This window comes from Paenibacillus sp. SRL342, assembly GCF_984798905.1.
The window spans coordinates 6,850,227-6,863,931 of the sequence record NZ_OZ481790.1 but is presented as its reverse complement, the minus strand read 5'-3'; the positions used below and the strand labels follow the sequence as shown (position 1 = coordinate 6,863,931).

The 13,705-nt window shown below is 47.8% G+C and carries 11 protein-coding genes; 7 read left to right on the top strand and 4 right to left on the bottom strand.

All coding sequences use genetic code 11. The features are described 5' to 3' along the window. Window positions 1-228: 228 nt before the first annotated feature. Window positions 229-1,443 (bottom strand): Leu/Phe/Val dehydrogenase, encoded by a 1,215-nt coding sequence (locus AC4E8D_RS30440; protein ID WP_490205641.1) that lies wholly within the window; start codon window positions 1,441-1,443, stop codon window positions 229-231. 346 nt (window positions 1,444-1,789) lie between these two features. Between AC4E8D_RS30440 and AC4E8D_RS30435 the strand changes: the two genes are divergently transcribed. From AC4E8D_RS30435 to AC4E8D_RS30425, 3 genes are all read left to right on the top strand, one after another. Continuing rightward, on the top strand, window positions 1,790-2,305 hold the full coding sequence (locus AC4E8D_RS30435) for a DUF2179 domain-containing protein (protein WP_036606590.1): 516 nt from the start codon (window positions 1,790-1,792) through the stop codon (window positions 2,303-2,305). Between the two features lie 280 nt (window positions 2,306-2,585). Beyond that, complete coding sequence (locus AC4E8D_RS30430) at window positions 2,586-4,022, top strand: pectate lyase family protein (protein ID WP_463674779.1); 1,437 nt, start codon at window positions 2,586-2,588, stop codon at window positions 4,020-4,022. A gap of 324 nt (window positions 4,023-4,346) precedes the next feature. Further along, the gene (locus AC4E8D_RS30425) at window positions 4,347-5,024 is read left to right on the top strand and encodes a hypothetical protein (RefSeq protein ID WP_221819867.1); all 678 of its coding nucleotides are present in this window, start codon (window positions 4,347-4,349) and stop codon (window positions 5,022-5,024) included. Between the two features lie 76 nt (window positions 5,025-5,100). Here the strand turns inward: AC4E8D_RS30425 and AC4E8D_RS30420 are convergent, their stop codons facing one another. The 3 genes from AC4E8D_RS30420 to AC4E8D_RS30410 all read right to left on the bottom strand — a co-directional run bounded on the left by AC4E8D_RS30420 (window position 5,101) and on the right by AC4E8D_RS30410 (window position 8,688). After that, on the bottom strand, window positions 5,101-6,177 hold the full coding sequence (locus AC4E8D_RS30420) for a substrate-binding domain-containing protein (protein ID WP_221819865.1): 1,077 nt from the start codon (window positions 6,175-6,177) through the stop codon (window positions 5,101-5,103). A gap of 139 nt (window positions 6,178-6,316) precedes the next feature. Continuing rightward, a complete protein-coding gene (locus AC4E8D_RS30415) occupies window positions 6,317-7,501 on the bottom strand; it encodes a glycoside hydrolase family 130 protein (RefSeq protein ID WP_221819864.1) in 1,185 nt (394 codons plus the stop codon). Further along, window positions 7,498-8,688: an AGE family epimerase/isomerase gene (locus AC4E8D_RS30410; RefSeq protein WP_490205640.1), complete on the bottom strand. Its 1,191-nt coding sequence runs from the start codon at window positions 8,686-8,688 to the stop codon at window positions 7,498-7,500. The genes AC4E8D_RS30415 and AC4E8D_RS30410 overlap by 4 nt, the downstream gene beginning before the upstream one ends. 414 nt (window positions 8,689-9,102) lie before the next feature. Between AC4E8D_RS30410 and AC4E8D_RS30405 the strand changes: the two genes are divergently transcribed. From AC4E8D_RS30405 to AC4E8D_RS30390, 4 genes are all read left to right on the top strand, one after another. After that, window positions 9,103-10,416: an ABC transporter substrate-binding protein gene (locus AC4E8D_RS30405; RefSeq protein WP_221819860.1), complete on the top strand. Its 1,314-nt coding sequence runs from the start codon at window positions 9,103-9,105 to the stop codon at window positions 10,414-10,416. 196 nt (window positions 10,417-10,612) lie between these two features. Continuing rightward, the gene (locus AC4E8D_RS30400; protein WP_221819858.1) at window positions 10,613-11,500 is read left to right on the top strand and encodes a carbohydrate ABC transporter permease; all 888 of its coding nucleotides are present in this window, start codon (window positions 10,613-10,615) and stop codon (window positions 11,498-11,500) included. Next, the gene (locus AC4E8D_RS30395) at window positions 11,497-12,336 is read left to right on the top strand and encodes a carbohydrate ABC transporter permease (protein WP_145324778.1); all 840 of its coding nucleotides are present in this window, start codon (window positions 11,497-11,499) and stop codon (window positions 12,334-12,336) included. The genes AC4E8D_RS30400 and AC4E8D_RS30395 overlap by 4 nt, the downstream gene beginning before the upstream one ends. A 229-nt stretch (window positions 12,337-12,565) precedes the next feature. Beyond that, window positions 12,566-13,603, top strand: coding sequence for a glycoside hydrolase family 130 protein (locus AC4E8D_RS30390; protein ID WP_221819856.1), 1,038 nt, complete (start codon window positions 12,566-12,568; stop codon window positions 13,601-13,603). The last annotated feature ends 102 nt before the right edge of the window (window positions 13,604-13,705 follow it).

Below are 13,705 nucleotides of genomic sequence, written 5' to 3'. Positions count from 1 at the left end.
ACCTGAGACAACCTATTCAGGGTCAGAATCTGAAATATAAATTCTAACGAACCTCAGGAACGCTATCCTTCGGAAAAGTAGTTATTTAGCTTGAAAAAGGACCAAACTTGGCACAATAACGTGTCTGAGATTCGTTAGATTTTAGATCCATGCTAAAAGGGGCTAATAACGTGTATCAGGTTCGTTAGAATGAAGTAAAGCAGTGGAGGTTCCCCAGGAGGGGGCACCCTATCTTGTGAGGCCTGCTCGGAGGATGGATTCCGCTAGCCGATCGGCTGCATCCGCTGTGGAGATCGCAGATTGCGTAGCCTCTGCGTATACCTTGCTCAGCGTGCCTGCAATCCCCGCCACTTTTTGGCGGATCAGGTCAGGCCCGGCGCCTTCCAGCTCGTAGGCGGTGGAGATGATTCCGCCTGCGTTGAGCACATAATCAGGCGCGTACAGGATACCGCGCGCCTGCATGCGGCCTGCAACCAGCTGTCGTTCACTCAGCTGGTTGTTGGCCGCCCCGGCAACGATGGAGCAGCAAAGCTCCTCCACCGTTGCCGGGGTCAGTACGCCCCCTAGGGCACAGGGGGCGAAGACCTTGCAGTCAGCGGCGTGGATATGGGCCGGATCGGCCGGGATGGCGCCGCTGAACTGCACAAGGGCACGTTGTACACGCTCCGGTACAACGTCTGCCACAATGAGCCGTGCCCCGGCTGCATGCAGGTAACGGCACAGGGCATACCCGACCTTGCCAAGTCCCTGGACGGCAACGGGAATGCCCTGCAAAGATGCAATGCCTTGCTGGCGCAGGGAGGTCACAATGCCGATGTGTACGCCGTAGGCGGTCATCTCGGCAGTGAAGTCATCCTGCGCCCCAAGCGAACCCGTGGTGTCCGTCACATGTGCGGTCTCCAGTCGGATCTGGTCCATGTCTGTCGCCGTGGTACCCAGATCAAGACCGGTCACGTACCGTCCGTTCAGCCGCTCCAGACAACGTCCCAGTGCACGAAAGCGCTGCGCCCGCTTGGATACGTCCGTATCCAGACTTTTATCTTGTGGATGCGCCACCTGATTGGCAACGACTTCCCCTTCTGCGGCAGCGCTCTTTTGCTGCTCTACCCCTAGATCTCCAGCAACATGCTCAACGCTCTGAGACCCGCAACCATCCTCAACCGGTTTTGCATTCTTCGCAATAGGCACATTCCATATGACCACTTTCCCGCCACCATACGGCAGTCCGGAGATTGCATTTTTGTACGTCATGCCTTTGGCAAGTTTCACGGCATCCCGAACAGCTTCTTCCTCGGAGGCATATGTCCAGTAACGGCATCCGCCCAGCGCAGGCCCAAGGACCGTGTTATGAATGGCAATGACCGCCCTCAATCCACTATCTGCATCATGGCAAAAAATGAGTTCCTCCATGCCTTCCCGCTCCATCTCCTGCCATAGCTGCATGACGGTACCCCCTTTTTGTTTTGACCCATCCATCCTGGTTTTGACCTGATATCCTGTGCCAGCGTGCTTGGCTTTATGATGATACAGCATATTCAAAGACCCCCGTTTTCGACCCTGGGAACTCCGCCGGGTTGATAATCGGTACAAACGGTTCTATAATGGCAGTTCCGGCATGCCAGAGAGCAGAAAATGCCTACGGATTTACATCCAACCGTTTAGAATGAGGGTATAACGTCCAATGATGGAGATAGAGCGAACATACAGGAAGCATAGATGATACGAAATCGTCGAGGATATGCAGCAAAGGGCCAATTCCATTGTGAAGGCCAGGAAAGAGGGATTGTGATTGTTTAAAATATTGGTATTTATCTTTTTGATCCAGATTGTATACGTATCGGCTTATACATTACGGATGATTCTGACACTCAAAGGCCAGAAATACATCGCTGCACTGATCAGCATGGGTGAGATTGTGATCTATGTACTCGGTCTGAATCTTGTGCTCCAATACCTGACTCAGCCTTCGGCCCTGATCGTATACGCGGTGGGTTATGGACTGGGAGTGTTGCTCGGTGCGTGGATTGAAGAGAAGATCGCGCTCGGTTACGTTACCGTTAAAGTCATCTGTAACCAGATGGGCAACAACGTCGCGAATGCCCTGCGAGATAAAGGATATGGTGTTACTGCATGGGTGGGCAGTGGACGTGATGGAGATCGGCTTGTGATGGAGATTCTGGCAAAACGTAAAAACCAGAAATTGCTCTACCAGACGATTCTCGATCTGGACCCCAAAGCATTTGTTATTACCGTGGAGCCCAAACAGTTCCATGGCGGCTTCTGGACACGTTCCATCAAAAAGTAAAATCGAGCAGGTCTGCAGCAGATGCAGTCCTGCTTTTTTAATTTCATCCCATCTGGAATGTTCTTGTACCACGATATATCCATGAAACCTTACTCCCCAAGTTAACTCTGTACGATTCAAGGTTGCTTACAGTACAAACCCTTACCATACCAGCCTTTTCCAACCATATGTGAGATAGAGATTATTGTTGTAATCGTTTACAAAATGTACATTGAGAACATGTCCTTCGTAACATGGCATGGCAGCGATGGGCGAATGTAATCATTATATTTCGGGAGGAATGGAATCGATGAAAATCAAATTTCGAAGCTTATGCAGCACAGCCTTGGCTCTAACGTTGGGGTTAACTTTATTGTCCGGCCCGGCAAGTGTGCAGGCAGCAGGCAACGCAGACTACAATCTCACAGGCTTCTCCCAAGGGAACGCGGGCGGCGGCATCATTAGCGAATCAAACACAGCCACGTATAAGAAAGTGTATAATGCGACCGATCTGGCACTGGCTCTGAAAAAGAACTCCGGTGTCAAAGTTGTTGAGATCATGAACGATCTGAATCTGGGATGGAATGAAATTCCGAGCGCAGCGCAGACTTCTCCTTTTGCCAAGCATAATGATGCGCTGACGCATCCCGTATTAAAACAGACTGGTGTCAGCAAGCTCACGATTGACGGTTTCAATGGACTCACGATTTTCTCCGCCAATGGCTCCAAAATCAAACACGCTGCGATCAGCGTGAAACGAAGCTCAAATGTCATCATCCGCAACCTGGAATTCGATGAGTTATGGGAATGGGATGAATCCACCAAAGGTGATTACGACAAGAACGATTGGGATTACATCACCCTGGAGGAGAACAGCAACGTATGGATTGATCACTGCACATTTAATAAAGCCTATGACGGACTTGTCGATTCGAAAAAAGGAACCAGTGGCGTGACCATCTCCTGGTCCCTCTTCAAAGGGGATGACGGCAGCTCGAACAGCTGGGTTACCCAGCAGATTAACGAATTGGAAGCGAATAAGGCTTCCTATCCCATGTACAACTACCTTCGCAGCAGTGCTGTAGGTCTTAGCAAAGCCGATATTATCGCCATCTCAGGACCACAAAAGAAAGGACATCTGGTCGGTTCGACCAGCTTGGAATCAGCTAACGCCAACCTGTCCATGACACTGCACCATAATCTGTACAAAGATATTCAGGATCGGATGCCACGCCTGCGTGGAGGCAACGCACATGCATACAACATCGTGATGGATTCGACAGGGGCACGTGCCGCTAAAGCCAAAATTACAACGGCGATGGCAACAGCGATTGCGTCCAAAGGTTATAAGTTCGATATCATTGGCAATGGGGCAATCTCCACAGAGAGCGGAGCCGTATTGGTTGAGAAATCAGTCATCAAGGACGTGCTGTATCCTGTTCGCAACAATCAGACCGATCCGGCAGATTCAACCTATACCGGCAAAATCAGAGTGACCGATACCATGTATTCTTTGGATGGAAGCTCATTCCGTGGCAGCAGTGATACGTCTGGCAGTCCACTGGCGCCAATCCCGGCGGTGATAAAATCGTTCTTCTGGAATGGCTTCTCGTCATTGCCGTACAGCTATACCACGGATGATCCGTCCACTTTGAATGCACGCCTCACGGCTTCCAATGGCGCGGGTTCGGGTAAATTGACCTGGTCCAAGGACAATTGGTTGAAGACAAGTTATTGATATCAGAGTAACCTGTTGCTTTTACGTTCTTCAAATAAGGAAAAGAGTGCTCCTGCAGCTACGATAGCCGGGAGTGCTCTTTTTATATAATTTAGCTACATAAACAGTTTGGTGGCCTATAGAAGAATGATTTCTTGTAAAAGTGGATCATCTCCAGCTACAGCATGTGTTGGTCTCTCCGGTGATCGTTGTATATCAATATCCATCTTCATTACCCCAGTGAGTAATTTATGACAAATTAACCATTTATACAAGTACGACTTGTAATTTTACTTACCGGTAAATATAATTATTAGAATTGACCAATAAGGATGGTGAAGCAGTTTGGATGTATGGATATACTCCGCACTTACGCTTGTTTATTTGATACTTGTTGCTCGGATGGGCGTCGATTTAACCCGGAGGAAGCAATGGCTTGCGTATTCCAGTTTTCAGCTAGTTGTAGCGTTTAGCTTGGCATATGATAATGGAATTATTGCTGTAGGTAAGTTGATAGGGGAAGGGGATATGTTAATGGTTCTCAGTAGCCTTCGATTTTGGTTACATGCCTTTGCTACCCCTACCCTTATTCTTGTTGGTTACCATATCTTGCGCAGCTCAGGTGCCAGGTTTGCCAATAGAAGTATAACGAGTGTGGTAGCATGGCTGATAACTTTAGGTCTGGTTGTCTACCAGATTGTAGGCTTTACTGTGTCCGAGGTTAAAAATCTCAAAGTTACAGAAGAGTATGGAGTACTGAGATATATGGCAGAAGGTCATGGAGGTCCGCCGATGATGGTGATCATCGTGGGGCTTGTACTCTTGTTTGTTAGCCTGATCGTTCTTTTCAAACATAAATGGGTATGGCTGTTTGTTGGGACTGCATTATTGTTTGCAGGGCAGTTAATCTCCCTGCCAGTGGAAAGTGGAGCTTTAACCAATGTGTATGAGCTGATCCTCATCCTCTCGATTTGGAGAACGACTACATTTTTGAAGAATTCAACAGATCATCGCCGTCGTTAAGCTCCGATGCATTAGAAAAGACTGGCCCGTAAGATAAAGGCCAGTCATCTGTGTTCGTTGATTTCATTTTTTTAATTCAGTTATCCATAGTATCTGATGAGGCAGACACAGTACTCACCGAGTCACGATAGATGATGTTGCCTTTCACGTGTACACGGCCGAAACTGCGGTTCGGGTTGTCGACCTTTTTGAGCATGGACTGAACTGCCGTGCGTGCCATCTGTTCCACATCCACTTCAACAGTTGTCAGCTTGGGATCGGATAACATCGCATAGATATCATTATCAAAACCAACAACAGAGCATTGGCCAGGCACCTGAATATCCATGGAAGTCAGTTTTTGAACGAGCAGATGAGCGACCTGATCACAGTTGCATACAAAAGCGGTTGGCAGCTGTTCCGGCAGATCAATCTCAATAAACGTACCCCGTTCATCCCGATCATTCAGAACCAGATCCGGATTCATTGGCAACCGATGTTCCAGCAAGGATTTGTAGTAACCGAGGAATCGGTCCTGGATGCTGCTCGTGGAATACAGGTTCCCTACATAAGCAATGTTACGGTGGCCTTGCTGAACCAGATAGTTCGTCAGCTCATAGGCAGCGTAAAAGTTATCGGTAACAACGGAATCGATGTCCGAATGTTCATCGTAGAAGTCGAGAAACATTTTGGGAACTTCCATCGATCGCACCAGTTCAATATACTCTTTGCTGATCTGTCCGAGCACGATGAAACCATCGACCTTGTTGTCGCTGTACAGCTTGGGCAGTGTTAATTCCTCCTCATCCTCCACATTCAGAATGTGCAGAATGCCGTAGTAGCCCTGTTCCTCCAGATGTTTGGTGATGCGCTGGAACACGCGTACATAGAACGACTGCGTAGGCCCGGTAAAACGCTCCGGGATAATTACGCCAATATTATGGGTTAAGCCTTCCTTCATCGAACGGGCAGCGGCATTATACCGGTAGCCCATTTCAACAGCAAGGACTTTAATTTTTTCCTTTAATTCGCCACTCACGCCATCTTTATCATTCAATGCTTTCGAGACGGTCACACTGCTGACCCCGAGCCTGTCGGCGATATCCCGCATGGTGATATTATTCTTCAGTATGGTCGCCTCCTTCAAGCCGGTATAGGCACAATGTGCTGTCATTATGATGAGTGCTTTCTCCGACATAATAACAATCCATATCAGTATACATCGTTACCAACTTGGAATAAAGCAATTCCGGCTGTTGTTTCGCTAATTTTCAGCACATTGCAGGTTTCCCTGAGAGGACGCTCTACCGATGTTATGTCAATTGTTTCTGTAAAAGCTTCTCATTCTGTTCTATCAGCTGACCCCGCTGGCTGGCACAGTCCAGGGAACGATACGGATCAGCCGGTGTATTGAACGTATAATCGACTAATTTTTCCAGCGTGGTTGTTGCCACATGACAGCGGGTATCACTGGAAGCGTAATAGATAAAGACTTCTTCCTTCTCATTGACCACAGCACCGTTGCAGAAAATAACATTGGACACATCGCCTACCCGCTCATCGTCATAAGGAGCAATGAAGTGGCCGCCCGGCTTGGCAATAATACGTGCCGGATCATTCAGATCCGTCGCGAAGGTGTATAACACGTAACGCAGGCCTGCTGCGGTGTTCCGAACTCCATGAGCAATGTGAATCCAGCCACGATCCGTCTTGAGCGGAGCAGGGCCCTGACCGTTTTTGACCTCGTATACCGTATGATATTGCCGTTCGTCGATAATTGTCTCTTCATGAATGACAGGGTTCAAGATGTCCTCACACAGACCAAAGGCGATTCCGCCGCCGCTGCCTGTTGAGATGAATCCGTCTTGTGGACGGGTGTAGAAGGCATATTTTCCATCCACGAATTCCGGGTGTAATACGACATTGCGCTGTTGAGGGGAATTCGTTGTGATGTTGGGCAACCGTTCCCAGCTTGTAAGATCCCGTGTACGAACCAGTCCTGCCTGTGCCACTGCGCTGGATGTATCAAATGCAGGAGCCTCCGGGTCTTTGCGTTCCGAGCAATAGATGCCATAGATCCAACCATCCTCATGCTGAACAAGGCGCATATCATACTGATTGGTTTCATCCGCATCAATATCTTCCCAGACTAATGGTTTACCTGTAAAGCGGAATCCGTCGATGCCATTGTCACTCTCGGCGAGCGCAAAGATCGATTTGCGATCCAATCCTTCGGTACGAATAACCATGACGTATTTGCCATTGAAATAGATGGCTCCAGGATTCAGCGTCGCATTAATGCCCAGACGTTCCATGAAATGCGGGTTGGTCGTCTCATCCAGATCGAATCTCCAATGCAGCGGTACATGATGGCGGGTGATAACCGGATATTGATACCGATCATATATGCCGTTGTAGAAGGAAGAATTGATCTCATTGGGGCGAGTAAGCAGCTGCTCCTGTTTCTCCAGTAACTCCTTGTATTTCGGGTGTATCATTCTGATCCCATCCTCTCGATTAGTTCAATACAGAATCTGCTATTGTGATACGGGCATTTCCACGGTCCGGCAATTTCGCTCTGATCCGGTGTTCCGTTCCCATCAACTGACCAGTACCATTCCCCACCAGCGCGCTGATCAATGATGTTTTCTTGCGTATAGGTCCACAAGCGCTCCACTCTCTCCAGAAACATTGGATCACCTGTACGCTGATACGCGTTATAGAAACCGACCATCGCCTCGGCTTGAACCCACCAAATTCGCTTCTCATCGATATGTTCACCTTCTTGTTCATTTAACAGGGAACCATCCACATTCACGGCTACATTGGAGATGTTATAGGCGATATCCGTTACCATTGCCGCATACTCCGGATGTTGTTCCATCCCTAGAACTTTCAGTGCTTCGTCGATCAGCCAGCTGGCTTCAATGTCATGTCCGAACGAGCGCAGATCGATGAGGGATTCCCACTGATTATTGAAAAATACTCCGAGAAACTTGGTGTCTTGGTCATACACCCGTTCATATAGAATCCCGAGCAGGCGTTCCAGCGCTGCCTTCACTTGTTGATCCGGCCACACGCGATAGAGCGTGGTGTAGGCCTCCAGCACATGGATATGCGTATTCATTGTGTAATCTGCAATCACTCCATTTTCGCTCAGCATTTCATTGGGCTGTTCCTTCCATGTGCGATCAAATTGTTCCTTGTACGCAGGTAGTTCGACATCCAAACCTTTGTCCTCGATTAGAGCGAAAAGCGTTTTCGCAAGTTCCAATGCAGAGGCATCCCCGGTAGCACGATAGTACTCACTGAGTGAATACACGCCGAATGATTGCGTATACACATGTTTGCTCGTATCCAGTGCTTCCCCTGTGTAATCTACCATCCAGTACATGCCGCCATATTCGGTATCCATCACATGATCGGCGAGAAAACGGTATGCATGCTCCGCGTGCTCGCGCCATCTTTCGTTTCCGGTAACCCGATACGCTGCGGCAAAAGACCAGAGTTGTCGTGCTGTGGCGATTCCGCCTTTGGGTGCCTGTGGATTCACCTGAAGATCATTGCCAACCCAGCCGTAGAATCCACCGTGGGTTGTATCTTTAATGTTGGACCAGAAGGGTAAAATTTGCTTTTCCCAATGCGCTTTAATCTCAGATTGAAGTTCGGTTGTTTTTGTATTCATAAGTGAGCGCTCCTTCAACGTGTTACATAAATCTTAATATATAAATTGAACTAAAGAATATTTACACTGGCCACTCCGATGACAGAATAACCTTCCGATCGCTGTTATCCCCAGATTTTTTTTGATTCCCTTTTTCAAAGGTGAAATTCCGGTGATAAAGGCGAACGCTCCGCTTCTTCAGGTTCTTTCTGTCCTCTACGTTTCGTGTAAATGTTTAATCAATATATATATTTAAGTTAACGGTAACTTTATTAAACAATATTAGTGCCCTGAAAAACAGATGTCAACGAATTACTTCGTAATTTCTTTTGTTAAGTTATAAATAATTTAATTGACAGGTAAGCGTTACCATAATAGAATTCATTTTGTAACCTTAACGATAACTTAATTTATTTAAGAGAGGGGCCGAAACAATTGAGAAAAAACAAAGGTTGGATGATGTTGCTGACGATGCTGCTCATCACTTCGCTACTTGCTGCATGTTCATCCGGAGGTGGATCTTCGCAGGCAGGGGAGGAAATCAGTACAGATCCGGCAGATATCAAAGGTGAAATAACCGTTCTGACGCAACGGACAGATATTGTGGATACCGTGTTCAAAGACTACGCAGCAGAATTCAACAAGGAATATCCCGATGTCAAAGTTAACTTTCAGGCGCTGGCCGACTACGAAGGACAAGTGAAGATCCGTATGAGCACCAAGGATTATGGTGATGTACTGATGATCCCGACCAGTGTTCCGATCGCGGATATCCCGGACTTTTTCGAACCGCTCGGCACGTACGATGAATTGAAAGACAAATACACCGCTATTGAAGAACGCATGGTGGATGGTCAGGTATACGGTATCCCTACCGTAATTACGTTCTCCGGAATCATTTATAACAAACAGGTCTTCAAAGACGCAGGCATTATGGAAGTTCCCAAAACACCGGAGCAATTCCAGGCTGCGCTTCAACTGGTCAAAGACAATACAGATGCGGTTCCGCTCTACACCAACTATGCATCCGGCTGGGCTCTCACCCAATGGGAATCGGATCTGCCAACCGTTGCAGGCAGTGTGGATTACGTTAACGTGGTCCAACCGAACACAGATGAAAACTTTGTGCCTGGTCAGCCGCACTATGAACTGTACAAAGTCCTCTATGATGCAGCCAAGAACGGTCTAATCGAGAAAGATCCAACAACAACCGACTGGGAAAGCTCCAAAGCGGATCTCGCCAAAGGCAAAATTGCTACGATGGCACTGGGCTCTTGGGCGATCACACAGATCCAAGGGATGACGGATACTCCGGAGGACATCGGATTCTTACCTTTCCCAACCAATGCAAGTGAGGTTGTGGTTCCGCTCTCCGCAGACTATAACATCGGCATGAACGTGAACAGTGAGAACAAACCTGCTGCCAAAGCGTGGATTGACTGGTTCCTGGCGAAATCGAACTATGCAGTTGAACAGGGCGGCGGTATGGATGCAGACAAGAATGCTGAATTGCCACCGATTCTGGATCAATATAAAGATGTGAAATTCTCCACGCTTACACCTGCCAAAGAAGGTCAGGAGGGTCTGGTCGACAAGATTGATAACGAAGGCGAAATCGGTCTCTGGCAGCCTGACTTCAAGAAACGCATTATCGAAGCAGGTATTGGGAACCGCAAGGAATCGTATGACGACATCATGAAAGATCTGAACGACAAGTGGGTAAAAGCAAGAGCAGAACTCACGAAATAATTGGATTAACGTAAGTGGATCTGGTGATGAATGGACTGCGGGGATATAGGAATCCATATATGAATGGAGCATGGAGCATCTGGTACTCGGAAGCATGATGCCAGATGCTCTTCCTCGGCAGTTGTTCCTCCAGAATTCCATTGGACGGGAGTCTTTCGATATATAGGCGGGAGAACCGCTTGGAGGTGTGGAGAGCATGAAGTACTTAAAACTTTCGAATTGGGGCTACTCAGCGCAACGCATATTTATCATTTGTGCCTTCTCAATTATTCCGCTGGCGTTGCTGTTCACGTTTGCATACTTACCGGTCATCAACATGTTCAAATACAGTTTCACCGATTGGAACGGATACAGTAAAAGGTTTGATTATGTTGGGTTTGAGAACTATACGCGCATATTCAGTGATCCCGAATACTTCAAAGTATTTATTGTCAGCTTGTATTACTTCGTGGCTACGTTCTTACAGATGGGCTTGGCGCTTTACTTTGCCACGATTTTGAGTTTCAAAGTTCGAGGCAAAAACTTCTTCAAAGGCATACTGTTTTTCCCTTATTTGCTGAATGGGGTAGCCATCGGTTTTATCTTTCTCTTTTTCTTCAAACCGGACGGTACACTCGATATGCTCATGCAGGCTGTCGGGCTGGGACAATACACGCAGCTCTGGCTCGGTAATCCCAATATTATTAACGTGTCACTCGCAGGTGCCTCGGTATGGAGATACATGGGCTTCAACTTTATCATTTTCCTGGGTGCAATCTCCTCCATTCCGAAGGATGTGTATGAAGCATCCGATATTGATGGTGCCAATCGCTGGCAGCAATTCCGCCACATCATCCTGCCAAGCATTACACGCATCCTGCAGCTCAACCTGATCTTGGCGATTAGCGGCGCAATTAGTGCGTTCGATATTCCATATATCATGACTGATGGTTCCAACGGCAGTATGACATTTGTAATCCAGACGGTTCATTTGGCGTTTAAATATGGCAAGCTGGGACTGGCATCCGCCATGGCTGTGGTGCTGCTCCTGATCGTTATTCTCGTTACGCTCGTTCAGCGCGTCACCATGAAAGGGGAGGAATGAATGTGAACCAATTCAAATACACCCTTGCGAGCGTGGTTAAATATGCTTCCCTGGTGCTTGCGGCGTTTATCGCGCTGTTACCCATCGTGGTTATCCTGTTTGCATCTCTCAAAACCAATGCGGAATACGCTACCAGCAGTCCGCTTGCCCCGCCAGCCAACTGGCTGAACTTTGCGAATTATACGAAGGCTTTTGTGGATGGCAACATGCTGGTCGGTTTCAAAAATACAATTATTATCCTGATCATCTCCATTATAGGTGCAACGTTAACGGGTTCCATGATCGCGTATGTACTGGATCGTTTCAAATTCAAAGGTAAGAAAATCATGGTCGCGGCATTCCTGCTAGCTACGCTGATTCCAAGTGTTACGACGCAGGTCGCCACATTCCAGATCATTAACGCCCTCGACCTGTTCAACACGCGCTGGGCAGCCATCGTGATGTACCTGGGTACAGATATCATCGCGGTTTATATTTTCCTGCAATTCCTGGGTTCCATCTCAAGTGCACTGGATGAATCCGCCATGCTGGACGGCGCTTCGTACTTTACGATCTACTGGAAAATCATTCTGCCACTGCTGAAACCGGCCATTGTAACGGTCATTATCGTGAAGGGTGTGAACATCTATAACGACTTCTACACACCGTTCCTGTACATGCCGAAGACCGATCTACAGGTCATATCCACCGCCTTGTTCAAATTCAAGGGACCGTTCGGATCGCAGTGGGAAGTCATCAGCGCCGGCATCATGATCGCCATTATTCCGACGATGATCATCTTCCTGCTGCTACAGAAGTACATCTACAACGGCTTCGCGCAAGGCTCCGTTAAATAAAAAAACGAAAGGCTATATGAAATGCATATGAGAATGCACAGGAACGAAGAGGACGGAAAAAAGCTGGAGAAACGGAGTGTTCGCATTAATAACCGGATTTTCCCCTTTTATAAGGGGATCAAAAAAAATCTGGGGATAACGGCGATCGGAAGGTTGTTCTGTCATCAAAGTGGTCTAGTGCAATTTTAAGTATTCATTTCATAAAGCCTAACCGAAGGGAGAAATGAAAATGTCAGTTGCTGAAACGAAAAACGTACACATTGTTGGGGATGCTTTGCCGAATATGCCGTGGGAAGCCAAACCGGAGGGAACGGAAGGCCCGGTATGGAGACATTCGGCGAACCCGGTGGTTCCGCGTAACCCGGTCAAAGGCATTGCCCGCATTTTCAACAGTGCTGTTGTACCGTATGAAGGGAAATTCATTGGGGTATTCCGCGCCGAAACCGTTAATGGCCGTCCGCACCTGCACATGGGGGCAAGTGAGGACGGTTTGGAGTGGACGATTGAAGAAGAGCGTATTGCATTTGTAGATGAAAATGGTGATCCATTTATGCCGAACTATGCGTACGATCCACGTTTGGTCAAAGTCGAAGATACGTATTACATCATCTGGTGTACAGACTTCTACGGCGCAGCACTGGGCCTGGCCAAAACAGATGACTTCAAAACATTTGTCCGCCTCGAAAATCCAATGCTGCCATTCAACCGTAATGGCGTATTGTTCCCGCGCAAAATCAAGGACAACTATGTAATGTTGTCCAGACCAAGTGACAGTGGACATACGCCATTTGGGGACATCTTCCTGAGTGAAAGCCCGGATCTTGTGTACTGGGGCAAGCACCGTCATGTGATGAGCAAAGGCGGACAAGGCTGGTGGCAATCGGTCAAAATTGGGGGCGGTCCTGCTCCGATCGAAACGTCCGAAGGTTGGCTAATGTTCTACCACGGCGTCACGGGAACCTGTAATGGATTGGTATATAGCATGGGTGCGGTTATTCTGGATCTGGATGAGCCATCCAAAGTAAAATATCGTTCCTCCAACTTCGTGCTGACACCGGAAAAATGGTATGAAGAACAAGGCTTCGTTGATAACGTCATCTTCCCGTGTGCAACACTGCATGATGCTGATACCGGACGTATCGCCATCTATTACGGCGCTGCCGATACGTATGTGGGCGTGGCGTACACGACCATCGAAGAGATCGTGAACTATGTGATCGAGACGGATGAAGTCATCGCCGGTGACCACGAGGAAGGCAAGCTGTAGTTATATAAATGAAGTTAAGGTATAGAGAAGAGTAAACAAGCCAGGAGACGTATATGAAGATGAATTTCAGGGTTAGTCTCATATGCGTTTCTTTGGTTTAGG